24 protein-coding genes are annotated in these 25,087 nt (G+C 67.6%); 17 read left to right on the top strand and 7 right to left on the bottom strand.

The window, feature by feature from the left end:
* Nucleotides 1-132 precede the first annotated feature (132 nt).
* Nucleotides 133-1,578, bottom strand: a complete 1,446-nt coding sequence (phoA, locus tag CDV49_RS13890) for an alkaline phosphatase (protein WP_088216025.1) — start codon at nt 1,576-1,578, stop codon at nt 133-135.
* A 316-nt stretch (nt 1,579-1,894) separates the two neighbouring features.
* Here phoA and efeU point away from each other — a divergent pair, with 316 nt between their 5' ends.
* The 6 genes from efeU to CDV49_RS13860 all read left to right on the top strand — a co-directional run bounded on the left by efeU (nt 1,895) and on the right by CDV49_RS13860 (nt 9,804).
* Nucleotides 1,895-2,731 carry an iron uptake transporter permease EfeU gene (efeU, locus tag CDV49_RS13885; RefSeq protein ID WP_088216024.1) on the top strand — a complete coding sequence of 279 codons (837 nt, stop codon included), beginning with the start codon at nt 1,895-1,897 and terminating at the stop codon, nt 2,729-2,731.
* Between the two features lies 1 nt (nt 2,732).
* Nucleotides 2,733-3,944 carry an iron uptake system protein EfeO gene (gene efeO / locus CDV49_RS13880; RefSeq protein WP_088216023.1) on the top strand — a complete coding sequence of 404 codons (1,212 nt, stop codon included), beginning with the start codon at nt 2,733-2,735 and terminating at the stop codon, nt 3,942-3,944.
* Between the two features lie 4 nt (nt 3,945-3,948).
* Nucleotides 3,949-5,202 (top strand): iron uptake transporter deferrochelatase/peroxidase subunit, encoded by a 1,254-nt coding sequence (gene efeB, locus CDV49_RS13875; RefSeq protein ID WP_088216022.1) that lies wholly within the window; start codon nt 3,949-3,951, stop codon nt 5,200-5,202.
* Nucleotides 5,203-5,267: 65 nt separating this feature from the next.
* Entirely contained in the window at nt 5,268-6,071 is an 804-nt protein-coding gene (gene efeO / locus CDV49_RS13870; RefSeq protein WP_088216021.1) for an iron uptake system protein EfeO, read from the top strand.
* A 1,151-nt stretch (nt 6,072-7,222) separates the two neighbouring features.
* Nucleotides 7,223-8,809, top strand: a complete 1,587-nt coding sequence (locus CDV49_RS13865; protein WP_088216020.1) for a gamma-glutamyltransferase family protein — start codon at nt 7,223-7,225, stop codon at nt 8,807-8,809.
* A gap of 23 nt (nt 8,810-8,832) precedes the next feature.
* A complete protein-coding gene (locus tag CDV49_RS13860) occupies nt 8,833-9,804 on the top strand; it encodes a bile acid:sodium symporter family protein (protein ID WP_088216019.1) in 972 nt (323 codons plus the stop codon).
* A gap of 2 nt (nt 9,805-9,806) precedes the next feature.
* On the opposite strand, the gene CDV49_RS13855 is transcribed toward CDV49_RS13860, so the two are convergent.
* Nucleotides 9,807-10,721 carry a hydrogen peroxide-inducible genes activator gene (locus CDV49_RS13855; protein ID WP_088216018.1) on the bottom strand — a complete coding sequence of 305 codons (915 nt, stop codon included), beginning with the start codon at nt 10,719-10,721 and terminating at the stop codon, nt 9,807-9,809.
* 109 nt (nt 10,722-10,830) lie between these two features.
* On the opposite strand from CDV49_RS13855, the gene mbhE reads away from it, so the two are divergent.
* From mbhE to CDV49_RS13805, 10 genes are all read left to right on the top strand, one after another.
* Nucleotides 10,831-13,071: a hydrogen gas-evolving membrane-bound hydrogenase subunit E gene (gene mbhE, locus CDV49_RS13850; protein WP_088216017.1), complete on the top strand. Its 2,241-nt coding sequence runs from the start codon at nt 10,831-10,833 to the stop codon at nt 13,069-13,071.
* Nucleotides 13,068-13,469, top strand: a complete 402-nt coding sequence (locus CDV49_RS13845) for an MnhB domain-containing protein (protein ID WP_088216016.1) — start codon at nt 13,068-13,070, stop codon at nt 13,467-13,469. The genes mbhE and CDV49_RS13845 overlap by 4 nt, the downstream gene beginning before the upstream one ends.
* Nucleotides 13,469-13,822, top strand: a complete 354-nt coding sequence (locus tag CDV49_RS13840) for an NADH-quinone oxidoreductase subunit K (RefSeq protein ID WP_088216015.1) — start codon at nt 13,469-13,471, stop codon at nt 13,820-13,822. The genes CDV49_RS13845 and CDV49_RS13840 overlap by 1 nt, the downstream gene beginning before the upstream one ends.
* Nucleotides 13,819-15,321: a Na+/H+ antiporter subunit D gene (locus CDV49_RS13835; protein WP_088216014.1), complete on the top strand. Its 1,503-nt coding sequence runs from the start codon at nt 13,819-13,821 to the stop codon at nt 15,319-15,321. Before CDV49_RS13840 ends, CDV49_RS13835 begins: the two co-directional genes overlap by 4 nt.
* On the top strand, nt 15,318-15,800 hold the full coding sequence (locus CDV49_RS13830) for a Na+/H+ antiporter subunit E (RefSeq protein WP_088216013.1): 483 nt from the start codon (nt 15,318-15,320) through the stop codon (nt 15,798-15,800). Before CDV49_RS13835 ends, CDV49_RS13830 begins: the two co-directional genes overlap by 4 nt.
* Entirely contained in the window at nt 15,797-16,105 is a 309-nt protein-coding gene (locus CDV49_RS13825) for a monovalent cation/H+ antiporter complex subunit F (protein WP_256947346.1), read from the top strand. The genes CDV49_RS13830 and CDV49_RS13825 overlap by 4 nt, the downstream gene beginning before the upstream one ends.
* Entirely contained in the window at nt 16,098-16,391 is a 294-nt protein-coding gene (gene mnhG, locus CDV49_RS13820; RefSeq protein WP_179209215.1) for a monovalent cation/H(+) antiporter subunit G, read from the top strand. Before CDV49_RS13825 ends, mnhG begins: the two co-directional genes overlap by 8 nt.
* Nucleotides 16,392-16,470: 79 nt before the next feature.
* Nucleotides 16,471-16,914 carry a hypothetical protein gene (locus CDV49_RS13815; protein ID WP_088216012.1) on the top strand — a complete coding sequence of 148 codons (444 nt, stop codon included), beginning with the start codon at nt 16,471-16,473 and terminating at the stop codon, nt 16,912-16,914.
* 745 nt (nt 16,915-17,659) lie between these two features.
* Complete coding sequence (locus CDV49_RS13810; protein WP_143413178.1) at nt 17,660-17,977, top strand: hypothetical protein; 318 nt, start codon at nt 17,660-17,662, stop codon at nt 17,975-17,977.
* Nucleotides 17,978-18,137: 160 nt separating this feature from the next.
* A complete protein-coding gene (locus CDV49_RS13805) occupies nt 18,138-18,602 on the top strand; it encodes a DoxX family protein (protein ID WP_088216010.1) in 465 nt (154 codons plus the stop codon).
* A 40-nt stretch (nt 18,603-18,642) separates the two neighbouring features.
* On the opposite strand, the gene CDV49_RS13800 is transcribed toward CDV49_RS13805, so the two are convergent.
* The gene (locus tag CDV49_RS13800) at nt 18,643-19,581 is read right to left on the bottom strand and encodes a 3-keto-5-aminohexanoate cleavage protein (protein ID WP_035743929.1); all 939 of its coding nucleotides are present in this window, start codon (nt 19,579-19,581) and stop codon (nt 18,643-18,645) included.
* A gap of 313 nt (nt 19,582-19,894) precedes the next feature.
* Here CDV49_RS13800 and CDV49_RS13795 point away from each other — a divergent pair, with 313 nt between their 5' ends.
* Nucleotides 19,895-20,698 carry a prephenate dehydrogenase/arogenate dehydrogenase family protein gene (locus tag CDV49_RS13795; RefSeq protein WP_088216009.1) on the top strand — a complete coding sequence of 268 codons (804 nt, stop codon included), beginning with the start codon at nt 19,895-19,897 and terminating at the stop codon, nt 20,696-20,698.
* Here CDV49_RS13795 and CDV49_RS13790 read toward each other — a convergent pair.
* From CDV49_RS13790 to CDV49_RS13775, 4 genes are read right to left on the bottom strand one after another with little or no spacing between them, the layout of a single operon-like run.
* Entirely contained in the window at nt 20,664-21,626 is a 963-nt protein-coding gene (locus CDV49_RS13790) for an NAD-dependent epimerase/dehydratase family protein (RefSeq protein WP_088216008.1), read from the bottom strand. The two genes, CDV49_RS13795 and CDV49_RS13790, sit on opposite strands and share 35 nt — an antisense overlap.
* Nucleotides 21,627-21,641: 15 nt before the next feature.
* On the bottom strand, nt 21,642-22,757 hold the full coding sequence (locus CDV49_RS13785; RefSeq protein ID WP_179209214.1) for an acyltransferase family protein: 1,116 nt from the start codon (nt 22,755-22,757) through the stop codon (nt 21,642-21,644).
* A 10-nt stretch (nt 22,758-22,767) separates the two neighbouring features.
* The gene (locus CDV49_RS13780) at nt 22,768-24,039 is read right to left on the bottom strand and encodes a DUF1972 domain-containing protein (RefSeq protein WP_088216006.1); all 1,272 of its coding nucleotides are present in this window, start codon (nt 24,037-24,039) and stop codon (nt 22,768-22,770) included.
* Entirely contained in the window at nt 24,032-25,069 is a 1,038-nt protein-coding gene (locus CDV49_RS13775) for a glycosyltransferase family 2 protein (protein WP_088216005.1), read from the bottom strand. The genes CDV49_RS13780 and CDV49_RS13775 overlap by 8 nt, the downstream gene beginning before the upstream one ends.
* Nucleotides 25,070-25,087 lie beyond the last annotated feature (18 nt).

Below are 25,087 nucleotides of genomic sequence, written 5' to 3'. Positions count from 1 at the left end.
TGCGGCATGCGCCGTATGGCCGATTGCGCGGCAGCCGCCGTCTGGTTCATCGCGCGGCGTGTGTCGCCTGATCCCTCGCACCCGCTGTCCGGCCCATTGCGGCATCTGCCGTCTGACCTGCGCCGCCCGGCCTCAGTGCGTGAGCAGGCCGAGCGCGCTGCCGATGGTGAAGAACAGGTCTGTCTGGTCGGTCAGGCCCGAGACATTCGCCGACCCCGGACCGAAGGCCGCGATCCTGACCTGCGCGCCGGTATGTTCCTGATCGTTCTCGTCCTCGGAGTTGCCGTAGGTGACGGACATCACCGCGCCGTCCGCCGTCGTCACCGCCTGCGACAGGCCGGGGGCGGTCACGTCATTGCCGATGATCTGGCTCGCATGGGCGTGGTCGGCGGTCACGATGACGAGCGTGTCGCCCTGCTTGCGCGCGAAGTCGAGCGCGACCTGAACCGCCTCGTCCAGATCCACCGTCTCGCCGATCTGGCCGCAGGGATTGGCGGCGTGATCCTGCTTGTCGATGGAGGCCCCCTCCACCTGAAGGAAGAAGCCCGTGTTCCGCGCGTCGAGCAGCTGGATGGCCTTCTCCGTCATCTGGGCGAGGGTCGGCACCTCCGCCCCGCGCGCCGCGTTGGTCTCGCAGGTCACGGGCGGCTGCTCGGTATTGCCGTGACGCGTGGCCTTCGGCCCTTGCCAGCGGACCGGCATGTTGCCCGGAGCGAACAGGCCCAGCAGCGGCGCGCTGTCATCGGCCGTGTTGACGCCGTTCATGTCGGCCAGCGTCTCTACGATCCGGTAGCCGCGGGTCCTGGCCTGCTCCAGAAGGGTCTTGTCCTTCCACCCGCCGGCATGGGCGGTCTCGTCGAAGTATTTGCGCCCGCCGCCCAGCGTCACATCGGCCCGCGCGTTGATGAGCTGTTCGGTGATGGAGCCGGGGCCGCCATTCTCCAGCGCGTCGGAGGCACATTTCTCGGCGGTGGAATCGGGTGTGTAGCACTTCCGGCCCGTCACATGCGCGATCTGCACGGCGGGGGTCGCGTCCTGCAGCTCGGCGGTGGAGACGTTGCCGGTGGCCAGCCCCGCGGCCTTCGCCATCTCAAGGAGCGTGGCCTGCGGTTTGCCGTGAATATCGACGGAGATCGCGCCGTTGTAGGTCTTGGTTCCCGTCGCCCAGGCGGAGCCGGAGGCGGCGGAATCCGTCACGTAGGTCGGCTTGCCGTCCTTGCCCAGCGAATAGTGCGTGTACTGGCCGGTGACGGGCAGCGCGTCGATCCCGGCAAAGAAGCCGCCCGCGCCCCGCGCCACGTTCCGCGCGATGGTGATCTCGGAATCCCCCATGCCGTCGCCGATCAGCAGGATCACATTCCGCGCCGGACCCGGCTTCATGACGGAGGCCAGCGGTTCGGTCATATCGCCGTTCAGCCGCCGTGCGCCGCCGTGCTGGCTGACATCCCCCCGGTGGCCGCGATCAAAGAGAGCTTCCCCGGTGGCCGGAGGCGTCTGCTGGGCGGCAAGCGGCCCCGCCATCAGCCCGGTGGCAAGCACGAGCGCGGTGGAAAGCAGGAGCGGGTGGTGATGGGTCATGGGGTCTTCCCGTGGCTATGGCGTCCTTGCCCACCGTGTGGTGCGGCGGGTGCGGCTGCTTCTAGGGCGGGGACGTGACGGCAGCATGACAGGCGGGCCGTGTCTGCGACTTTTGCCCCCGGAGACGATATGCCGCATTCCACCCGACAGCACTTCCCGAAGATGTGAGCGGTGCAGACACCGAATACCGTTGTTTCATTGGCCATTCAGCAAGGCGCCACGGCCACCTTACCGCTTGTCTAAAGGCGGTCGGCGGGTGTAGCGCTAATTCCGACAGGATTCGTCGGAAGCCATTTTGCTCCGGCAGGAGTGCGCCATGCTGCCAACATTTCTGATCATGCTGCGGGAGGGGCTGGAAGCCGCGCTCATCGTCGGCATCATCGCGGGCTATCTGGGCCGGACCGGCCGGGCGGAGTGGCTGCCTGCCGTCTGGGTGGGGGTGCTGCTGGCGGTGGCGCTGTCGCTTTTCGTGGGCGCAGGGGTGCTCGCGCTCGGCGCGCAGTTTCCGCAGAAGACACAGGAGCTGTTCGAGGCGCTGGTCGGGCTGCTCGCCGTCGTCGTGCTGCTGTCCATGGTGTTGTGGATGCGCAAGGCCGCGAAGTCCCTCAGCCGTACCATGGAGCATGACATCGACATCGCGCTTTCGCATGGGCGCGGCGCGACATGGGCGCTGATCGGCATGACCTTCTTCGCCGTGGCGCGGGAGGGGCTGGAGTCGGTGTTCTTCCTGCTGGCGCTGTTTCAGCAAAGCCCCGGCCCTGCCGCGCCGCTTGGCGCGCTTCTGGGCGTCGCGGTGGCGGTGATGATCGGCTACGGCATCTATCGCGGCGGGGTGAGGATCAACCTCGGGCGATTTTTCCGCTGGACGGGGGTGTTCATCATCCTCGTCGCGGCCGGGCTGGCGGCTTCGGTGCTGCGCAATCTGCACGAGGCGGGCCTCTGGAACCACTTGCAGCAGCCGATCTGGGACATGACGCGCACCCTGCCGGTGCAGTCGGTGCTGGGCACGGTGCTGAGCGGGCTTTTCGGCTATCACGATGCGCCGGTGCTGGGGGAAGTCATCGTCTGGGCGCTGGTCCTTGCAGGCGGGCTGTGGCTCTTCCTGCGGCCCCACGCGGAAACGCCGGGCCAGACCGTGCGGCGGGGGGCCTGAGATGGCGCGGAAGATACAGCGGACGGGCGGGACGCCGGATCATCGGCAGCCGGTGGGGGCAAAGTCCGCCGCCGGACAATCCGGCGCCACCCCGCCATCCGGCCGGGGGCTGACATTCGCGCTGGCGGGGGCGGGGATGCTCGTCCTGCTGGGCGTCGGCGCCTTCTGGCTCGCGGCGCGGAGCGCGGTGCCCGATGCCGCTGCCGACGAAATCACCGTGACGGTGACGGATGGCACCTGCGATCCCGCCGACCTTACCGTTCCGGCGGGGCGGCGGACCTTCCGTATCCACAACGCCTCCGATCGGGCGCTGGAGTGGGAAATCCTCGACGGCGTGATGGTCGTGGCGGAGCGGGAGAACATCGCGCCCGGCCTCAATGCAACGTTGACCGAACGGCTCGTCCCCGGCACCTATGCCATCACCTGCGGGCTGCTCTCCAATCCGCGGGGAACGCTGACCGTCGTGCGGACGGAAGCGTCCGAGGCCGCGCGGGTGCAGCCGGAGACACGTGCCTTCATCGGCCCGCTTTCCGAATACCGCGTCTATCTGAGCCGCCGGGCCTCTCTGCTGGTGGAGGCGACCGCGGCGCTCAAGGACAGGATCGCGGCGGGTGATCTGGAGGGTGCGCGGAGCGCATGGCGCGCCGCGCGGGAGCCGTGGCGGCAGATGGCCCCCGTCTCCGCCCGGATCGCCGATCTGGCCAACAGCATGGATCCGCTGGCCGAATACCTGGCGGAGCGGGAGCAGGACGCGGCGTTCACCGGCTTCCACCGCATCGAATACGGCCTGTGGTCGCAGAACACGACAGAGGGGCTTGCCCCCGTGGCGGACCGGCTTGCCGCCGATGCTCTGATCCTGAAGGACCGGCTCCGCAACCTTGACGTGGCCCCGGCCGATCTGGCCGCGAATGCGGCGGCCTTTGCAGGCCGCCTTGCGGATCAGGCGGGGGCGCAGACCCCCTATGCGGGCGACGACCGGGCGGAGTTCGCGGCGGCGCTGGACGGAATCCGCAAATCCGCGCTGCTCGTCGATCCGCTGGTCGCTGCCGCGCAGCCGGAGGCTTCCGCCACCCTTCACGCCGCGCTGGACGGCGCAGAGGCGGCCATCGGCAGCTATACCCCGGATGCCGCAGGCCGGGAGCGGGTGGCGGCGGCCTTCCGCCGTGTCGCGGATGCGGCCGGGGCGCTCAACCCGGCGATCGGGCTGGAGTAGCGGGATGGCGGAGTTCTGTGCCAGCAGGCGGGGGCTACTGACCGGCGCGGCGGCGCTCGCGGCGGGGCTGCCGCTTGCCCTTCGCGCGGAAACCTCGAACGTGGCGACCGCGCCGGTCGCGGGTGTGGCCGCGGAGGCGGATCGCGTCTCCCCCTATGGCGCGCATCAGGCGGGCATCGTAACGCCCCGGCCCGCGAATGGCATGGTGGCCGCCTTCCACGCGATCGCCGCGACGCCGGACGATCTGGAGCGGCTGTTCCGGCGGCTCACGGAGCGGATCGTCTTCCTCACTCATGGGGGGCCGGTGCCGGAGCTGGATCCGAAGCTTCCCCCCGCCGACAGCGGCCTGCTCGGCCCGGTGATCCGCCCGGATGCCACGACGATCACGGTATCGCTGGGCGCGTCGCTTTTCGACGACAGGGAGTGGCTCGCGCCCCATAAGCCCCGCGTGTTGAGCAGGATGGTGCAGTTCCGCAATGACGCGCTGCAGCCGGACCTCTGCCATGGCGATATCACGCTCCAGATCTGCGCCAATGCGCAGGACACGGTGATCCACGCCCTCCGCGACATCGTGAAGTCCATCCCCGATCAGCTGGTGCTGAAATGGGCGCAGGCGGGCAGCGTGCCCGTCATCCCGCCCAAGCCGGGGGGCGCGGCCGAAAGCGCGCGGAACCTGCTTGGTTTTCGCGACGGATCCGCCAATCCCGACAGTGGCGACAGCGGGCTGATGCGGCGGGTCGTCTGGGCGGATGAGGGGGAGCCCGACTGGGCGCGCGGCGGCAGCTACCAAGCCGTCCGCATCGTGCGGAACCTCGTGGAACGCTGGGACCGGACCCCGCTTGGCGAGCAGGAGCGGATCATCGGCCGTGCCAAGATGACCGGCGCGCCGCTCGACCGCCCGGACGGGGCGGAAACCGACCTGCCCGATTACGCGGCGGATGCGGAAGGAACCCGAACCGCGCTGAACAGCCATATCCGCCTTGCCAATCCGCGCGACGCGGCCTCGGCGGATCAGCTCATGCTCCGCCGTCCGTTCAACTACGTCAACGGCGTGCTGAAGAACGGGCAGCTCGATCAGGGGCTTCTGTTCATCGCATGGCAGGCGGATCTCGAACGGGCCTTCGTTGCCGTGCAGCACCGGCTCGATGGGGAGCCACTCGAAGAATACATCAAACCCGTGGGGGGCGGCTATTTCTTTGCGCTTCCGGGCTTCGGCGAGGGCGATTATCTCGGCCGTTCGCTGATCGACGCCATTTGAAACCCGACACGCCAGCAGCCAGTCGGACTGTCCTGCCCTGAAGGGGCATCAAGAAAGGAAGTTCCATGCGTCTTGTCACCCTCGCCTTCGTTGGCGCGCTCATGGCCGGTCAGGTGGCCCATGCCGCGGCGCCGCTCGACCTTGTCGGCCCGATCAGCGACTACAAGATCTACGTCTCCGAGCAGACGGATATCCTCGTCAAGAACACACAGACCTTCGTGGATGCCGTGAAGGCGGGTGATGTGGAGAAGGCCAAGGCCCTCTATGCGCCGACACGCGTGAATTACGAGGCGATCGAACCGATCGCGGAGCTGTTCTCGGACCTCGACGTTTCCATCGACAGCCGCGCGGACGACTATGAAAAGGGAGAGGCCGATCCTGCCTTTCCGGGCTTCCACCGCATCGAATACGGCCTGTGGGAGAAGAACTCCACCGAGGGGCTGGCGCCCGTGGCCGACAAGCTGCTCGCGGATGTGAAGGAATTGCGCACCCGGATCGACGGGCTGACCTTTCCGCCTGAAGTGGTCGTCGGAGGCGCCGCCGCGCTGATGGAGGAGGTCGCCGCCACCAAGATCTCCGGCGAGGAGGACCGTTATTCCCACACCGACCTGTGGGATTTCCGCGGCAACTTCGACGGGGCGGAGAAGATCGTCGATCTGGTGCGTCCGCTGGTCACCGACAAGGAGTTCATGGCGAAGGTGGACGCCAACTTCGCCACCATCGACACGACGCTGGAGAAATACCGGGAGGGCGAAGGCTATGTCAGCTATGACAAGCTCACCGAAGCCGACCGCGTGACGATGGCGGCCGCCGTGAACGTGCTCGCGGAAGATCTTTCCACCCTGCGCGCGAAACTCGGGCTGGACTGAGACCGCAAAAGGTGCTGGCGGGTCTGCGGGTCAGGCCGCTTCGAATAAGCGGCCCTGGTAACAGGCTGCTGAAAAGTCCTGAAGTGTCATGCTTATGTCCGGAAATCGGAAAATCGGCCCGGAAATGCCCGGACGTATATAGATTCCCGGCTGGCTTTCGTCAGATTGCGAACCATTGCCGCTTCAATGCAGGCCAAAGAGCCTTTTTCCAGCAGCCTGTTGAGCACCCCCGGCGCCCGAGGCTGCCGATCGACCGGTCGTGCTCCGCCGGGGGGATTTTCGGCCGCCCGTCCTTTCGCGCGCCCTTTCCCCGGCCTCCGATCAGGCAGGCCGCGTTCCCTGCCGGTCCGGCGGCGGTGCCGGAGCATGCCCCCTGACGGCAGGGGTTCCCCGGTTCCTGCCCATCGACCAAACCAATCCGCCCGGATGCCAGGTGCTGCCGCATGGTTTTGCCGGCCAAATCCCATGCAGATCCCACTTCTGCGGGTGAGGGCGGGAGTGGTCACCTCACGGCGCGGTGTAAAAGCCGCGCCTTCTCCCATGGCGGCTGAAACGGCTTTCCGGCCTGCGTGGGGGGAGATTGTTCGCACTCCCCCAAAAATCCGGCGGGAAATCCAGCCATTTCGAGTGACTCCGAGGCTGACTGCCAGCGTGCCAGCGCATAGGCAGGATACCTTGGCAGGCTGCTGAAAAAGTCGCGCACCTACCCGGGCTCGCGTTGAAAGCCGGGAAATCGGTCCGGTCCCGAGCCAAAACGTACGGTTTCCGGGGCGATCTTCAACAATGGGGGCAAGTCTCCGCCTCAATGTAAACCCGGAATGCTCTTTCAGCAGCCTGTTGGAGCTCTGCAGCATCCTGTGGGCGCTGCCGTGAGGCGCAGGAGATCAGTGCGGTGAGCGAACGCCGCGCCTTCCACCCGCGCAAGCCTGCCGCCACCCGGAGTGCCCGCCTGCCCAGCCGGATCGCGCGCGAGGTCGCGATTCCCGGCCCGGGCATGCGGCGGATTGCCGCCGCGCGGCAGCGGTGCTAGGGCATCGGCGCATGCGCCGCCCTTGCGAACAGGCGCTTCCCGAAAACCGAACGCGGAGCCTGCAGTCTTGACGTTTGATTTCTTTTCCGGGTGCCGTCCATCGACATTGACGGGCGGCGCCATGGTGGCGACATCGCATCCGCTGGCGACGGCGGCCGGGCTTGAGGTTCTGTCGGCAGGCGGCACCGCGGTGGATGCGGCGATTGCCGCGGTCGCGGTTCAGGCGGTGGTCGATCCGCTGATGACGGGGATCGGGGGCGATTGCTTTGCACTTTATGCGCCGGCGGGCGGCGCGGTCAGGGCGCTGAACGGTTCGGGCCGGGCGCCTGCGGCGGCGACGGTGGAGGCGGTGAAGGCGGCGCTTGCGGGTGCGCCGTCGGAGGGGGGCAATGCTGCTGCGGGTGCCGCGGGCATTTCCGCAGGCGTGACCGAAATCCCCCAGACCTCGCCTCATGCGGTGACGGTGCCGGGCGCGATTTCGGCTTGGTGCAGGCTCCATGCCGATTACGGCACACTCCCGCTTTCCCGGCTGTTCGCCCGCGCCATCCGCTATGCGGAGGAGGGTTTCCGCGTGACGCCGCGCGTTGCGATGGACTGGGCGGCGGCTCAGGCCACGGTCGCAGGCGATGCGGGCGCGGCGGCGCTGTTTCTGCCAGAGGGCAGGGCGCCCGTGGCGGGCGAGCAGCGTGCGCAACCGCTGCTGGCCGCCCGCTATCGGGAGATCGCGGAGACCGGAGCGCAGGCCTTCTACCGGGGGGCCACGGCGGAGAGCATGGTGGGTTACCTGCGGTCGCTCGGCGGGCTGCATACGCTGGAGGATTTCGCCGAAGGCATGGACGGGGCGGAGTGGGTGACGCCGGTCAGCGCCACCTATCGCGGCTATGAGGTGCATGAGTGCCCGCCCAACGGGCAGGGTCTGGCAGCGCTTCTGATCCTCAGGATCCTCGAAGGCTTCGACATGGCCGCGCTGGACGAGGTGGACCGCATCCATCTGCAGGCGGAGGCGACGAAGCTCGCCTATCACCACCGGGATGCGCTGATCGCCGATCCGGCCGCTTGCCCGGATGTGGCGGAGCGGCTGCTGTCGGAGGACGTGGTGGCGGCCTTGCGCGCGCGGATCGACATGAGCCGCGCCCGGCCGCCCGTGCTCTGGGACGAGCCGGAGCACAAGGACACGATCTATCTCTGCGTGGTGGATGAGGCGGGCAACGCCATCTCCTTCATCAACTCGATCTTCCACGGCTTCGGGTCCGGGCGCCTCGATCCGGCGACGGGGGTGCTGTTCCACAGCCGCGGCGCCTCCTTCCGGCTGGCGGCGGGCCATCCGAACGCCATCGGTCCGCGGAAGCGACCGATGCACACGATCATCCCCGGCATGGTCACGCAGGCGGGCCGGGTGGTCATGCCCTTCGGCGTGATGGGCGGGCATTATCAGGCGGCCGGCCATGCGGCCTTCCTGTCCGGTGTGATCGACCGCGGGCTGACGGTGCAGGCGGCCATAGATGCGCCGCGGAGCTTTGCCTTCAACGGTGTGCTCGAAGTGGAGCCGACGATCCCCGCCGCGACGCGCGATGCGCTGGCGGCGCGCGGGCATGTGCTCAAGGTGGTGACCAGCCCGATCGGCGGCGCCCAGGCCATCCGCATCGCCGGAGGGTTGCTCGAAGGCGGTTCGGACAGCCGCAAGGACGGAATGGCGCTCGGCTACTGAGAGCGCCGGAGAGAGGACAAGACATGCAGTTCCTGAGACGTATCGGCATCGACACCTACATGCTGCTGCTGGTTGTCATGGTGGCGGCGGGCGCGATCCTGCCCGCGCGGGGCGAGGCGGCGTTTCTGCTGGGGCAGGTGACCTTCTGGGCCGTGGCGCTCCTGTTCTTCCTCTACGGCGCGAAGCTCGACATGGCTTCCGTGCGGGCGGGGCTGCTGAACATCAAGCTGCAGGGGCTGTCCTTCGCGGCAACCTATGTGCTGTTCCCGCTCATCGGCGTCACGCTGGCCTGGACGGCGGGGGGCGTGCTCGGGCCCGAACTCACGCTGGGGCTGCTGTTCCTGTCCGTTCTGCCCTCCACGGTGCAGTCCTCCGTCGCCTTCACGGCGATGGCGGGGGGCAATGTGGCGGGCGCGATCTGCTCGGCCTCCCTCTCCAACCTCGTGGCCGTGGTGCTGACGCCGGGGCTGATGGCGGTGATCCTGCACCAGAGCGGCGGGATCAGCGGCGATGCGGTGATCAAGATCGCGGTGCAGATCCTGATCCCCTTCGTGCTGGGTCAGTGCCTGCGGCCATGGATCGGCGCCTTCATCCGTCGGCAGAAGCTGCTGAGCATGGTGGTCGATCGCGGCTCCATCCTGCTCATCGTCTATTCGGCGTTCAGCGCGGGGACGGTGGCGGGCATCTGGTCGGCCATCCCGCTGCCGACCTTCGCCGCGCTTTTCCTGACCATCGGGGTGTTCCTTGCCCTTGTCATGGCGGCGATGGTCTTTGCGGGGCGCGTCTTCGCGCTCGACGGGCCGGACCGGACGGCGCTCTTCTTCTGCGGCTCCACCAAGAGCCTCGCGAGCGGCCTGCCCATCGCCACCGCGATCTTCCCCCCCGCCAGCGTCGGCGCCATCGTGCTCCCCGTGATGCTGTTCCACATCTCGCAGCTTCTTGTCTGCGCCATCGTCTCCCAGAGGCTCGCCAGGGAGCAGGCGGCCACCGCCTGACCTCAGCCGCCGATGCCCGGGATCGGGCCGAGGTTTTCGCTGAGCAGCGCGGCCAGGGCGGCATGGGTCCGGGCGCGGGGCGTATCGCGCCGCCAGGCCATGGTGAGCGCCCGCGTGGGCGCGTCGGTGGCGAGGGGGCGCGCCACGACGAGCTGCTCCCGCATCACCTCCGACCGGATGTAGAGCGTGGGGAGAAGCGACAGGCCCATCCCCGCCGCCACCATCTGCCGCAGCGTGTCGAGCGTCGTGCCCTCGTAATCCCGCGCCTGCGCCGCGCCCGCCAGCGTGCAGAAGCGCGTCACCTGCGCCTGGAGGTCCGGGCTGCCTTCCATGGTGAGCACCGTCTCCCCCGCAAGGTCCGCGGGCCGGAGCAGGGGCCGCGCCGACAGCCGGTGATCTGCGGGCAGCACCACCTGCAACGGCTCCACCGCCAGCAACCGGCTTTCGAGATCCGGGCGCTCCACCGCCTCTGGAAGCAGGATCGCGTCATGCGCCCCGTCCAGAAGCTGGCGGAGTAGCATGTCGAACCGCTCCTCCCGCACCTGCAATCGCAATCTGGGAAAGGTCCGGCGCAGCGCGGGCATCGCGACGGAGAGCACATAGGCCCCGACCGTCTGCACGACGCCAAGGCGCAGCGCGGCCTGCGGCGCCTCGGGGTCGTCGCGGCGCGCGATCTCCCGCATGTCGTCGATCTCGGCCATCACGGCGCGGGCGCGGCGGGCCACTGCCTCTCCCACGGGGGTCATGAGCACGCGCGCGCGGGTCCGCTCCACCAGCCGCGCGCCAAGCCGCGCCTCCAGCTCCCGCAACTGCATGCTGAGCGTGGGCTGGGTCACCCGGCACATCTCCGCCGCGCGGCTGAAACTCAGGGTGTCGGCAACGGCGACGAGATAGCGAAGCTGCTGGAGGGTGGGCATACGGCGCTTCTTATAGACAGCCTCTATAAGAAGCCAGTGAATTTTCAATTTCCCTCATGTCGCCTGTGCGGTTACGTAGGGCGGATACAGGGCGGAACGGAACGACTTGATGGCAGAACTACAGCGGGGCACCGCCTCCGGCGGAAGGCTCTGGGGATATCTGGGCGCGGCGGCGGCTTTGGTCTTCGCCATCGGTTTCGCATCCTGCATGCCCGCCGTTCTGGCGGGAGAGACGCTGCGCGTCGGCTGGAACTGGGCGCCGAGCCTCGGGGTATCGCTGGCCTTCATGCTGGACGGGCTGTCGTTGATCTTCGCCCTGCTCATCAGCGGCATCGGGGCGCTGATCCTGCTCTACGCGACCGGCTACATGGGCGATCACCCGCAGTTCGGGCGGTTCGTGCTTTACCTGTTCTCCTTCATGCTGTCGATGCTGGGGCTGGTACTGGCCTCCGACCTCATCACGCTTTTCGTGTTCTGGGAGCTGACCAGCGTCACCTCCTACCTCCTCATCGGCTTCAATCATGAGGACAGCGTGGCCCGCCGCAATGCGCTTCAGGCAATGCTGGTGACGGGGGCGGGCGGGCTGGCGCTGCTGGCGGGCTTCATCCTGATCGGCATGGCGACCGGCAGCTATGACATTGGCGCGCTGCTTGCGGGGGAAGGGCTGCAGTCCCATCCGCTTTACACGCCGATCCTGATCCTCGTGCTGCTCGGCGCCTTTACCAAATCGGCGCAGTTCCCCTTCCATTTCTGGCTGCCGAACGCCATGGCCGCGCCCACGCCCGTCTCCGCCTATCTGCACTCCGCCACGATGGTGAAGGCGGGGATCTACCTGCTGGCCCGCCTGCATCCGACGCTGGGCGGCACGACGGCATGGGTCGTGGCGCTGACCACGGCGGGGCTTGTCACGGCGGTCATGGCCTCGCTCCTCGCGCTCAGGCAGACCGATCTGAAACAGGCGCTGGCCTATACGACGCTGATGGCGCTCGGCACGATCACCGTGCTGCTGGCGGGCGGTTCGCCCTATGCGCTGACGGCGGCGGTGACCTTCCTTGTCGTCCATTCGCTTTACAAGGCCGCGCTGTTCATGGTCGTCGGCGCGATAGACCATGGCACCGGCACGCGGGAAGCGGGGCTTCTGGGAGGCCTTGCCCGCGCCATGCCGGTGACGGCGGCGGCGGCGGCGCTCGCGGCGGCCTCCATGGCCGGGTTCCCGCCGCTCATCGGCTGGATCGGCAAGGAACTGATCTATGCCGGCACGCCGTCCATCGCACCCTGGGGACTGGCGGTGGTGGGAGCGCTCGCCGCGAATGCGCTGATGGTGGCGGTAGCGGGCGTGGTCGCGCTGCGTCCCTTCTGGGGCGCGCCCGGCAACCCGCCCCATGCGCCGCATGAGGCAGGCTGGCAGATGCTGGCCGGTCCGCTGCTGCTGGGCGCTCTGGGGCTGGCACTGGGGCTCGGCTCGGGGCTGCTGCAACCGCTGATCGACCGGGCGGTGGAGGGGAGCCTCCAGCTGCCCCGCACCGCGGAGTTGCATCTCTGGGCCGGGGTGAACCTGCCCTTCCTGCTGAGCCTTGTGACCTTCGCCCTCGGCTTCCTGCTCTACGCGGGGCGGGAGCGGTATCGCGGCGCATTCGCCGCGCTGCTGGCCCGGCTTCCGGTGTTCGACCGCGGGTGGGATGCTTTCCTCGACGGCTTCCGTGCCTTCGCGGCATGGCAGACGCGGGTCATCCAGCCGGGGCGGCTCACGGGCTATCTTGCAGCGACCTTTGCGGTGGTGGTGCTGGCGCTTGGCGGGACGATGATCCTCAAGGGGCCGGTGATCGCGCTGGACCTGTCCGCGCCGCTGCTGCTGTGGCTGGTCGCCGGGATCGTCGTGGCGGGGGCGGCGCTTGCCGCCGTCGCCATGTCGCGCATCACCGCGATCTCGGCGGTGGGCACGGTGGGGATCGGTGTGGCGCTGATCTTCATCAGCTTCGGCGCACCGGATGTGGCGACGACGCAGCTCATGGTGGAGACCCTCTCCGCCGTGCTCTTCGGCATTGCGATGCTGCGGCTGCCCGGCATGGTGGAGCGTCGCCCGCGCGCCCGCAAGGTGGTGCACGGCGTCATCGCGGTTGCGGCGGGGCTGTCGGTGACGCTCATCATTCTCGCTGTCACCAGCCATCCGCTCGACCGCCACATCACCAGTTATTTCGAGGCCTCCTCCTACGCGCTGGCGCATGGCCTCAACATCGTCAACGTGATCCTCGTCGATTTCCGCGCCTTCGATACCTTCGGCGAGTTGACGGTGATCCTGCTCGCCTCCATCGGCGCCTATGCGCTGCTGAAGCGGAGGATGTCCAAGTGAACTCCCTGATCCTGACAACCGGTGCGCGGCTGCTGACGGCGCTGTTCCTCGTGTTCTCGCTCTATATTCTGCTGCGCGGCCATAACGCACCGGGGGGCGGGTTCATCGGCGGCCTGATCGCGGCTTCCGGCTTTGCGCTGCTGGCCTTTGCCGCGGGGGTGGAGGAGGCGCGGCGCGCGCTCCGTGTTGATCCCCGGACCATCGGGCTTGCGGGCCTGATCGCCGCGCTGATCGCGGGGGTCACGGCAGCGCCCTTCGGTCTCGCGCCCTTCACCGGCATCTGGGCGGAGGTGGGCGGCTTCGCGATCTCGAGCGTGCTCCTGTTCGACATCGGCGTCTATCTCGCCGTGGTGGGCGGCATCCTCACGCTGATCTTCGCGCTTGAGGAGACACACTGATGGAAACCGTTCTCGCGCTCGTTGCGGGTGTTCTGGTGTCTTCGGCTGTCTGGCTCATGTTGTCGGGCAACCTCCTGCGGTTCCTGTTCGGGCTGCTGCTGCTGTCCAACGGGGTCAACGTCGCGATCTTTGCGGCCGGACGGCTGACGGAGGCCGCGGCACCCCTGCTCGCCCATGGCGGCGGCCTGCCGGAGCAGGCCATGGCCAATGCTCTGCCGCAGGCGCTGCTGCTCACTGCCATCGTCATCGGTTTCGGCCTATTCGCCTTTGCCCTTGCCCTTGCCATCCGCGCCTACCGCAGCTTCGGCCATCTCGAGGTGGACCGGATGCGCCTGGCGGAGCCTGAAGAATGATCTGGAGCCTTACTCTTCCCATCCTCGTGCCCTTTGCCACTGCGGCGGCGGCTTTCCTTGCCCGCAACCGGCGGGGAAGCGGCTGGATTTCCGTGGCCGGGTCCGTCGTGTCGCTGGCGCTGGCGATCCATCTGGTGATGCTTGTGCTGGAGCACGGCGTGATCGCCGGGCAGATGAGCGGCTGGGCGGCCCCCTTCGGCATTACGCTGGCCGCCGATTACCTTGCCGCCGCGATGGTGCTCATCACCGCGATCATCTCGCTCGCCGTCGGGCTGTGGTCGCTGGCCGAGGTCGGGCAGACATCGCGGCGTCTGGGCTGGCACGGCCTGTTTCAGACGCTGATCGGCGGTGTGACGGGCGCGTTCCTGACGGGGGACCTGTTCAACCTTTATGTCTGGTTCGAGGTGCTACTGATCTCCTCCTTCGGGCTGCTCGTCATCGGCGGGCGGAAGGAGGCGATCGATGGCGCGATCAAGTACGTCACGCTGAACCTCATCTCCACGGTGCTGTTCCTTGGCGCAGCGGGTCTGCTCTACGGGGCGACGGGCACGCTCAACATGGCCGATCTGCATGCCGCCGTGGCCGCCCATCCCGATCAGCGGCTGATGACCGTCATCGCGATGATGTTCATGGTGGCGTTCGGTCTGAAGGCGGCGGTCTTTCCGCTGTTCTACTGGCTGCCCGCCTCCTACCACACGCCGCATTACGCCGTTTCGGCCGTCTTCGCGGGATTGCTGACGAAGGTGGGCGTCTATGCGCTGATCCGGGTGTTCACGCTGATCTTCACCGGGGATCAGCCCTATACCCATGGGATCCTGCTGTGGATCGCCTGCCTGACCATGCTGACCGGCGTTCTGGGCGCAGCGGCGCAGAGCGATTTCCGCCGTATCCTGTCGTTCCACATCGTGAGCCAGATCGGCTACATGGTGCTGGGGCTGGCGCTGATGACGCCGCTGGCGCTGATGGGGGCGGTGTTCTACCTCGTGCACCATATCATCGTGAAGGCGAACCTGTTCCTTGTCGCCGGGGTCTCCCGCAGGCTTACCGGCTCGTCGGATCTCTATGCCATCGGGGGGCTTTACCGCGCCGCGCCGCTGCTCGCCGTGCTGTTCCTGATCCCGGCGTTCTCGCTCGCGGGCTTTCCGCCGCTCTCCGGGTTCTGGGCCAAATTCGTGCTGGTCCGCGCCGCGCTGGAGGTGCAGGACGCCATAGTCGCGGGGGTGGCGCTGCTGGTCGGGCTGCTCACCATCTTCTCCATGACGAAGATCTGGGCGGAGGCGTTCTGGAAAGCCGCCCCGGATGGCCGCGAGCCGCGCCTTTCCGCCATCCCGGCCCGCGAACGCTGGATCATGCTCACCCCGATCGCGGCGCTGGCGGTGATGACCGTTTTCATCGGCCTGTTTCCCGAGCCGTTCCTGCAATTCGCCACCATCAGCGCGGAGCAGCTTCTGGACGCCACGCCCTATGTCGCGGCGGTTCTCGGGGAGGGACGGCCATGACGCTCCTTGCCATGAACGGCCTGCTCGCCATCGCCTGGGGCGCGCTCTGGGGCAGCCTGTCGCCGATCAATCTCCTCGCCGGTTTTCTGCTGGGCTATGCCGGGTTGTGGTTCGCGCGCGACCTGATCGGGCGGGGGGAGCAGCACTACTTCCGGGCGCTGCCGCAGAGCGTGATCCTCGCCGTGTATTTCGTGAAGGAACTGGTGAAATCCTGCGTGAACGTGGCGCGGGACTGCATCTCCCCCAAGCCGCGGCTGCATCCCGCCATCGTGCGCATGCCGCTCGACGTGACGAGCGACATCGAGATCTTCCTTGTCGCCAACCTGATCTCGCTCACCCCCGGCACGCTGACGCTCGACGTGGCGGAGGATCGGAGCTTCCTCGTCATCCATTCAATCTATGCCGAAGACCCGGATGCGCTGGTCGCGGAGCTGAAGTCGGGCATGGAACACCGCGTCAGGGAGGTCTTTCGCAAATGACCGCAGCATTCACCGCGACGGGGTTCATGAACGCCTGCGTGACCATCGGCCTCGGCCTTGTCATCCTGGCGGTTCTGGTGGGGTTCATCCGCCTCCGGCGCGGCCCGTCGCTGGCCGACCGTGTGGTGGCGCTGGACATGATGACCGCCGCGATCATCGCCTTCTGCGGGCTGTTCGCGGTGAAGGCGGGGGCCGAGGCCTATCTGGATATCGCCGTGGCGCTGGCGCTGGTGAGCTTCGTCTCCGTCGTGGCGCTGGCCCGTTATGCCGCACGTCAGGCGCGGCGGGAGGATCGCAATGATTGAGGTCATCACCGGCATCCTCGCGCTGCTGGCCGGCGGCTTTGCGCTGGTGGCGGCAGTCGGCGTCGTGCGCTTTCCCGATGCACTGACGCGGATGCATGCTTCGTCCAAGGTTGGCGCCTTTGCGGGTTCGCTCGCGCTGATCTGCGCAGCGGTCGATATCGGCAGCGTCAGCGCGGTGACCCGGGCCGTCATCGCCATCCTGTTCCTGTTCCTGACCGCCCCGATCGGCGCGCATCTGCTGGGCCGGGCGGCGGCCTGGCGCTCCGGGCAGGATGCCCGGCGCTGAGCCCTCGGGCCGGCCTGAAGGGAACCGGAGCCGCCCCGGCGTGGTTCTGCTGGCGATGTATCTGTCACGGAAAGACATTATGAAACGCCTTCTCGTCGCCGGACTTCTTGGTTCCGTCCTTCTCTCCTCCCCCGCGGCGGCCCAGACCGCGGCGCAGGATCTCCCCGCCATTCTCAAACCGCTCGGCCTCACCGATGTGGAAATCCGGCCCAAGCATGGTGACCGGGGCCGGGACATCCTCGGCACGCTCCCCGGCGGCGCGCGGATAGAGATCGAACTGGATCGCAACGACCGGGTGGAGGAGATCGAGGCGGCGGATCGGCAGGGCTTTCCCGCCAGCGGGGTGGAGAGCCTGATCCCCGAGGCCGTGCGCGCCAACCCGAGCTATCCGGGCGATGGCACCTTCCGCAAGGTGGAGTTCGACGACCGGGAGATCGAACTGGAAGGCACCCATCATGACGGACGCCGCTTCGAGGCGGAGTTCCTGCCCACGGGCGAGCTGCGCAAGATCGAGAACCGTTGATCTGGCCGGGGAGGGGGTCAGCACCTCTCCCCGCTTACACCCGGAAAACTCCGGGTGCAGTCGTCACTTACGGGGGAGCGTCTTTCCGGCACTCCCTGCGAAGGGGTCAGCATATTGCTCATCACTAACCGGCACCCTTATCGGGCTGCCGGAAAAGTCCTGTCATACCTTATGTGCCGGAATCGGAAAATCGGCCCGGAAACGCCCGGAAGTCTATGGATTTCCGGCTGGATTCGTCAGATGGCGAACGATTTCCGCTCCAGCACGGGCCAAAAGCGTTGTTCAGCAGCCTGTTAAACGGCTGGTGAAAACTCGGGCATGGGGCCCGTCCCACGTGGGAACCGGCAACTGTGTTGAACCGGCAAACGGGTCCGCTCACCGGCCAGGACTTGTGGGCTCCAGTGCGATCTTCAGCAATTCGGGGAAACTCTCCGGCGCAAGGCAATCCCCGGGATGCTGCGTCAGCGGACTGTTAGGAGCTATTCTTCAGCGGCATCGCCCGGGTGGCGGGTGAACGCCCCGCATGCCGTATTCAACTCGGCCCGGGCTTCGGTTCAGGGTCTGCAGCCGGGAATATGTCAAGCGATCCAGCAGCGACACGGGGCTTGCACGCGGGCAATCGGGTCATGCGCCTCGGAAAGGGTGCAAGCCGCCCACGGGCGCCAAGCCGGGCCGGAACGAGCCTCCCCCGCCGAAGAGGCTGTTAGCCTTGCCGCCCGCGTGCCAAGCGGCTAGGGTAAGAGCCGTGTCCAACCTTCGGGAACCCATGGCCCGCCTCATCGCCCTTTTCATGGCCGTGTCGTTGTGCCTCTCCCTGTTCGCCGGCTGGGCGGACGCTGCACCCCATGGGGGGTGCCTGTCCTATCGCGACATGCCGGTCTGTACGCCGCTCGGTGAAGCTTCCGCGCAGACGAAGCTCAAGTCCGGCAAGTGTTTCGACCTCTATCTCGCGGAACAGCCGGAGATTTCCCGCACCGCTACAGGCGTGCTGCCGCTCCCCGTAGCCTCCGCCGATCTTTCGCGCTTCCATCCCGACGTGCCCCACCGCCCGCCGCGGACCTGAGCCGGGCCAGAAGTTCGGGCGTCTGACGCGCGCATCCCGAGCAAGGGCTGCCGTTCCGCATCATCCGGCTCGCTGGCAAGAAAATACCCCCCATCCGCCGCCATCGTGCGGCATGATTGACACGGCGCAGGCCCAAGCGGCGCGCCATCGGAGAATTCACATGTCTCATATCCAGTCCCGCCCCGGCGATGCCGAGGGCAACCGCTTCTTCATCCCCGCGCTTCAGCCCGTTTATGATGCGCTTCTGCCGGTATCCGAAACGCTGCTTCGCGTGATCGCCGGGTTCGCGCTGGCCGTGCACGGCTGGCCGAAGATCCAAAACCCCATGGGGCTGACGGGCATGGTGGAAAGCATCGGCTTCGCCCCCTCCTGGTTCTGGGCCTTTGCATTGGCACTCACCGAGTTCGTCGGCGGTATCCTCTTGCTCCTCGGCCTGTTTACCCGTCCTGCCGCGGCGGCAGCGACGGTGGTGCTGCTGGTGACCGTCTGGTTCCACTGGGTGCTGCGCGGCGAAGGCTACAGCGGGGCGGAACTGTCGCTGATCTGGGCGGGGGTCACTTTCTTCTTCGTGGCGCGAGGGGGCGGGCGCTATTCGCTCGACCGCGCCTTCGGCCGGGAATTCTGAGTGACAGGGGGGAGAGGCAGGGCGCCTCTCCCCGACCGCTTCAGAAGTTGACCTTGTCGCCGCCCTTGAGCGCAAGGATGTCGCGCGCCTCCGTCGGGGTGGCGATCTCAAGCCCCAGTTCCTCGATGATGCGGCGGATCTTCGCGACCTGCTCGGCGTTGGAGGTGGCGAGCTTGCCCTTGCCGATATAGAGGCTGTCCTCCAGCCCGACGCGCACGTTGCCACCCATCATCGCGGCCTGCGTGGCGAACTGCATCTGGGTCTTGCCCGCCGACAGGACCGACCAGCGGTAGTCGTCGCCGAAGAGCTTGTCCGCCGTCTCCTTCATGAACACCATGTTCTCGACGGAGGAGCCGATGCCGCCCAGAATGCCGAAGATCATCTGGACGAAGAACGGCGGCTTCACCAGCCCGCGATCCACGAAATGCGCGAGGTTGTAGAGATGCCCGATATCGTAGCACTCATGCTCGAACCGGGTTCCGTGCTCTTCGCCCAGCATCTTCAGGATGCGCTCTATGTCCCTGAACGTATTGCGGAAGATGAAATCATCCGTGCCGAGAAGATAGGGCTTCTCCCAGTCATATTTCCAGGAGCGGTCCTTTGCCGCCATCGGAAAGATGCCGAAGTTCATCGACCCCATGTTGAGCGAGCACATCTCCGGCGCGGTCTGAAGCGGCGCTTCCAGCCGCTGCTCCACCGTCATGTTGAGCCCGCCGCCCGTGGTGATGTTGATGACCGCATCCGTGGCCTGTTTGATGCGCGGCAGGAACTGCATATAGACATCCGTTGCGGGTGTCGGCCGGCCGTCCTGCGGATCGCGGGCGTGCAGATGCAGGATCGCCGCCCCTGCCTCCGCCGCCGCGATGGACTGCGCGGCGATGTCCTCCGGCTTGAACGGCAGCGCGTCCGACATGGAGGGCGTGTGAATGCCCCCCGTAATGGCGCAGGTGATGATGACCTTGCCTTTTTGCGTGCTCATGTCTGTCTCCTCTCTCCTCCGGGCCCGCCGCCTTGGCGCTGCGAACCCCCTATGCGGACCATCCCCCGGCGGCCCCCGGCGGCGGATTGTCTGATGAAATTCATCTGCTCTCGCCTGACAGCCGTCAAGGGAAGGTTGACGGAAGGGGTCGGCGCGGCTAGATCATTCCCATGATCAGGATGCGCCCCCTTGCAACGGTGTATTACGCGCCCTCCCCATAGGAGCGGCCGCGATCAGTGATGTTCGACGATGCCGCCGCCGGGCGGCATTCGTGTTTCAGGGCTCCCGGTGGCGCAAAGCCCCGGAAAGCCAGATGGAACAGACCGAAGACCCGGAATTCATCCCCGCGCCGCTCCCCTTGCGGCCCCCTGCGGCGCCCGCCGTGCCCCGGCTCGGCCTGATCGGCTGCGGTGCCTTCGGCGGGCTGATCGCCCCGCGTCTTGCAGGGCGTTTCGCGCTTGCCGTCCACGACCCCGCGCGCGACGGCAGCCAGCCGCTGGAGGAGGTCGCCTCCGCCGATATCGTGGTGCTGGCAGTCCCGCTAGCCGCGCTGGCAGAGACGGCAGAGGCGATCGCGCCGCATCTGCGCCCCGGTGCTCTGGTGGTGGACGTGTGCTCCGTGAAGCTCGCCCCGTTGCGTCTGCTGGAGGAACGGCTGCCCGCCCATGTCGCGCTGGTGGGGAGCCATCCCCTGTTCGGGCCGAGAAGCTTTGGCCCGGGGGCGCGGGTGGTGCTGTGTCCGGCACGGGGCGGGCGGGGGCTTGCCCCGTTGCGCCGCTGGCTCCGGCGGGAGGGGCTGACCGTGCTTGTCCGCACCGCCGAGGCGCATGACCGGGACATGGCCCTGGCCCAGGGGGTCACGCATATGGTGGGCAGGATCGTAGCCGCGCTCTCGCCGGGGCCGGACGGGAACCACGGGATGACGACCCCGAGCTTTGAGCACTTGCTGACCGCGACGGGGATGGTCGCAGGCGACGCGCCGGGCGTGTTTGAAACGATCCAGCGCGACAATCCCTTTGTCGCAGCGATCCAGCAGCGGTTCTTCGCGGCGGCGGAAGCGCTGCGGGGGGAACTTGCCGGGGTCAGCCCGGCAGCGCCCGCTGCTCCACCTCGCTGACCGGCGGGGGAAGGCCCGCCTCCACCCGGAGCCAGGCCCACGTCTCGGCGAGACCCTCCTCCAGCGTTGCGGTGGCGGACCAGCCCAGCAGTTCCCGCGCGCGGGAGCAGTCCAGCACCACGCGGGGCAGGTCGAACTCCCGGCCCGGTCGGCGCAGGGGCACGATGGGCCGCCCCGTTGCGTCCGAGAGGAGGGCGATCAGCTCGGCTATGCTGCACCCGCGCCCGCTGCCCACGTTGTAGCAGCCGTCAAGGCCGCTCCTGAGCGCCAGCAGGCACAGGCGGGCGAGGTCGCCGACATGGACGAAGTCCCGCACCACGCTGCCGTCGCCCCAGACCTCCGGCATCTCTCCCTGCGCGATCTGCCACAGGAATGTTCCGATGACCCCCTGCACCCCGAGCCGCCCCTGACGCGGGCCAAAGGGATTGGCGGGCCGGAGAATGGCATAGCCCAGACCGCTCGCCAGATGTTCGGCCACGATGTAGCGTTCCGCCGCCGCCTTCACGATCCCATAGGGGGTGACCGGCCGCAGGGGATGATCCTCCGTGATCGTGTCGGAGAGCGGCGGGCCATAGACCGTCCCGCCGGAGGAAAGATAGACGAGGCGCCGCGCCCCCGACCGCCGCATGGCCGCCAGCAGGTGCACCAGCGGCAGAAGGTTGTCGCTGATATCGCCCGCCGGATCCCGCACCGCCGTCTGCGGGACGGAGGAACTGGCGGCGTGGATGACGCGATCCACCCCGTGCAGCGCCTCCTCCACCACGGACATGTCGCGAAGGTCGCCCAGATGATAGCGGACATCCGGCAGGGGTGGGCGGTAGCGTTCCGGCATCCTGTCCAGAACGGCGACCTCCTCCCCCCCTGCACGCAGGACGTCCACGATGTGGGAGCCGATGAAGCCGTTCCCGCCGATGACAAGCGTGGTCATGCTGTCGCTCTCCGCTTATGCCGCCCGCGCGACAAGGCGCGGGTTGCCGGCGAATGTGTTGCGGATCCACCTGCGTGACGGCTGTTCGAGGAACTGGAAGCTCACCGCGGCCAGCGCCGTGCTCACCGCGAGGACGATCACGGTATAGACAAGGAAGCCATCCGCCGTTCCGGGGTTCAGCGACGGAACCAGCCTGTTGACCGCCATGATGACCAGCGCATGGATCAGGTAGATGGAGAAGCTGAGATCGCCCCAGTAAACGATCCACTTCTGCCCCAGAAACCGCTTCAGCCAGCCCCGGCAGAGCACCAGCGCGAAGATCATCAGCGTAAAGGCCGCGACCACGCCGACATCCGGCAGATAGAAGCGCACCCCCAGGAACGCAGTGGCCATGGCGAGTATGGCGATGATGTCCCAGCTCACGCCCCGTGGCAGCCGCCAGTGCAGCGCCGCGGGCGCAAGGCGGGCGAGCAGGCAGCCGATGGCGAAGTCCACCGTGTTGCGCAGCAGCGCCCCCCAGCCGAGCTGGATCGCCCATGTCCGCCCCGGATGCAGTACGACAAAGGCCGCCATGAAGGCGAACAGCGCACCGATGGCCACCACCTGCGACCGGGTGCTGTTCAGCCGGTTCAACGGCAGCGCCAGCAGGGGAAACAGCAGGTAGGTGAACCACTCGGTGCTGATCGACCAGGCCGGGTAGTTGAAGCTGAGCGTCGGCACGGTGCCCCATGCCTGCATCAGCAGGATGTTCCAGAAGAACGCCTCCCCCGAGAAGGAGGTGCCCGGCGTGTTCGGCGTCACCAACAGCACCGCCGCGCCGAGGACGAGCAGCGTCACCAGATGCAGCGGATAGAACCGCGCGATCCGCAGGACGAGGAAATGCCTTACGGTGCGGGCATCCATGCCCCGGTGGCTGGCGCTGAAGAACTCCTCCCGGTGCAGCATGGCGATGAGAAAGCCGGAGAGGATGAAGAAACAGTCCAGCAGGAACTCCCCCCGTCCGATGAAGCCGGGGTTCTCATGCAACGACGCGCCGTAGCCAAGCGCCTCCAGGCAGTGGCGATAGACGACGATGAAGGCGAAAGGCCCCCGGATGGAGGTCAGCAGCGAAAGGCCGGGAAAGCGGATCATGGCGCACCTTTCATCCAGCGTTGCGGGCGTGAAGCGCAGGCCCGCCGGCCAACGCCAGTTCCCCGTCCGGCATCGGCGGAAGCGAGAGTTCCCGCTCGGCCCCCAGCAGCGGCACGGGATATTGCTGGACAAGCATCGCCTGATAGGCGCGCAGCACCGGCTCCCATGTGAAACGCTCGGCATGGCGCGCCCGCGCGGCGGCAGACATGGCCGCGCGCATCGGGGGCGTTTCGATCAGCGCGGTGATATGATGGTCCAGCTCCTCCACATCCGAGAAGAACCGCTGCTCCTCCCCCGCGACCCAGCCGTTGAACAGGTTGCGATGCGCGATGACCGGACACCCGGCGCCGAGCGCTTCGACCAGCGAGGGGTTCGTCCCGCCCACGGTATGGCCGTGGATATGGGCGAGCGTATGCACGCGGAGCGCGGCGACCGCCTCCTTCTGGAACACCGGGCCGAGGAACACCACCTCCGGGCTGGCGGCGGCGCGCACCGCGTCATGATAGCTGTTGCCGGGTTCCAGCCCCCCGGCCACGGCGAGCTTCACTCCCCGCGGCCGCGCGGAAAAGCCGCGCACGATCTGCAATGTCTGATTTTCCCGCTCCACCCGCGCGATGGAAAGCATGAACTTCTCCGGCTCCAGGCCAAAGGCCGTGAGCGGTGCCGGGTCGGCCTCCGGCAGACTTTCCGCGCCATAGGGGATCATGGTGATGCGGGATGGATCCGTCATGCCCGACAGCCGCTTCGCGATGGCGGGGTGGTCGGCGACAAGGTGGTTGCCCAGCATCACCGCCGCACGCTCGTTCAGGCGGAACCACTGGCGGACGGGCCAGGACCACTTGGTCCGCTTCCATTCCAGCCCGTCCATGTTGATGACGTTCCGCACGCCGCCCAGCCGGTAGAGCAGCCCGATCAGCGCGGTGTTGTAGCCGAGCGTGAGCACCAGCGGCGCCCCCTTCACGGCATGCCGGGCGGAGATCCAGTCAAACTCGATGGAGCCGAGCGACCCCTTGCGGCGGACCGGAAGCTGGATCAGCCGCACGCCCCGCCATTCGGAGGCACCGTCGCCGGTCTCGTCCTGACAATAGACATCCACGCGCCAGCCCTGTTCCACGAGCCAGGGTGCCAGCTCCTGCGCGAAGGTCTCGAACCCGCCGTGCCAGGCGGGAATGCCGCGCGTACCAAGAATGGCGAGATGCGGCGGCTTGCCTTCCGCGTCGCGAAGCCCGGCGGGCGTGTTCAGCGGAAGGACGACGGGCCGTCTGGAAAAATCGTTAGCCATGGGAAACGCCGTGCTCTTCGGGGTTTGAACTGGCGATCGGCAGGGATCGCGCTGCGGGTGGCGAAGGATCGGGTCGTCGCATCGTCAGCACATGGGCGGCGTAGCGGCGCATGATCCCGGCCTTTCGTCGGAGACGGGGATCGCGGCGAAGAAGGCCCGCAGCCCCGTAAGCTGCCGATCGGAGCGAGAACCCCGCGCCGTAGCCCAGGCGGAAGGGCGTGAAGCCGCGCGGGTTTTCCCGCAGGTAGAGCCGCCCCAGCGCGTCGAGCCAGGTGGTGGAGATATCCGCCCCCTCCTGCGTGCCGCCCTGAACATGCACGGCGGAAAGGTCGGGCAGATAGGCGACCTGCCACCCCGCGCGGCGCATCCGGCAGCCCCATTCCACATCCTCGGCATACATGAAGAAGCCGGCGTCCAGCCCGCCCACCTGTCGGATGACATCGGCGCGTACGAGGATCAGCGCCCCGCTCAGCCAGTCCACCTGCCGGGGCGCAGTGCCGCGCCGGGGAGAGAGGAACAGGCCCCGCGCCCCCGGCACAAACCGCCCCAGACCAAGCGCATGGACCAGCACTGCAGCCGGCCGGGGCGCGTGACCGCCGTCGCCGACCTGATGGCGTCCGTCGGGATAGGTCAGCCGGCAGCCCACGGCGCCCGTTCCGGGATGCGCCTCCAGATGGCGGAGCAGCCGCGCGAGGGTGCCGGGCGTCTCCAGGAAGGCATCCGGGTTCAGCAGCAGCACCGTCTCCGCCCGCGCCAGAGCGAAACCGCGGTTGTTCCCCCCGGCAAAACCAAGGTTCTCCCCGGTTTTCACCAGATGCACATCGGGGAACTCGGCGGCGACCATTTCCGGCGCGCCATCGGTTGATCCGTTGTCGATCACGATGATCTCGCGCGACACTTCAGGTGAATCGAATGATGCGAGTTGCAGGCAATGCCGCAGGTAATCGCGGCCGTTCCAAGCGACGATCACGATCGAAACCTGCGGCTTATGCTGCGAAGGGGAAAGATATGAGAGTGTCTGTGATGTCATTTCCATCCTCCCCAGCGT

The sequence above is a fragment of the Haematobacter genomosp. 1 genome (assembly GCF_002196855.1).
In the GTDB taxonomy this organism is placed as follows: Bacteria; Pseudomonadota; Alphaproteobacteria; order Rhodobacterales; family Rhodobacteraceae; genus Haematobacter.
The sequence above is the reverse complement of the archived record's forward strand: the minus strand, read 5'-3'. Positions and strand labels throughout refer to the sequence as shown.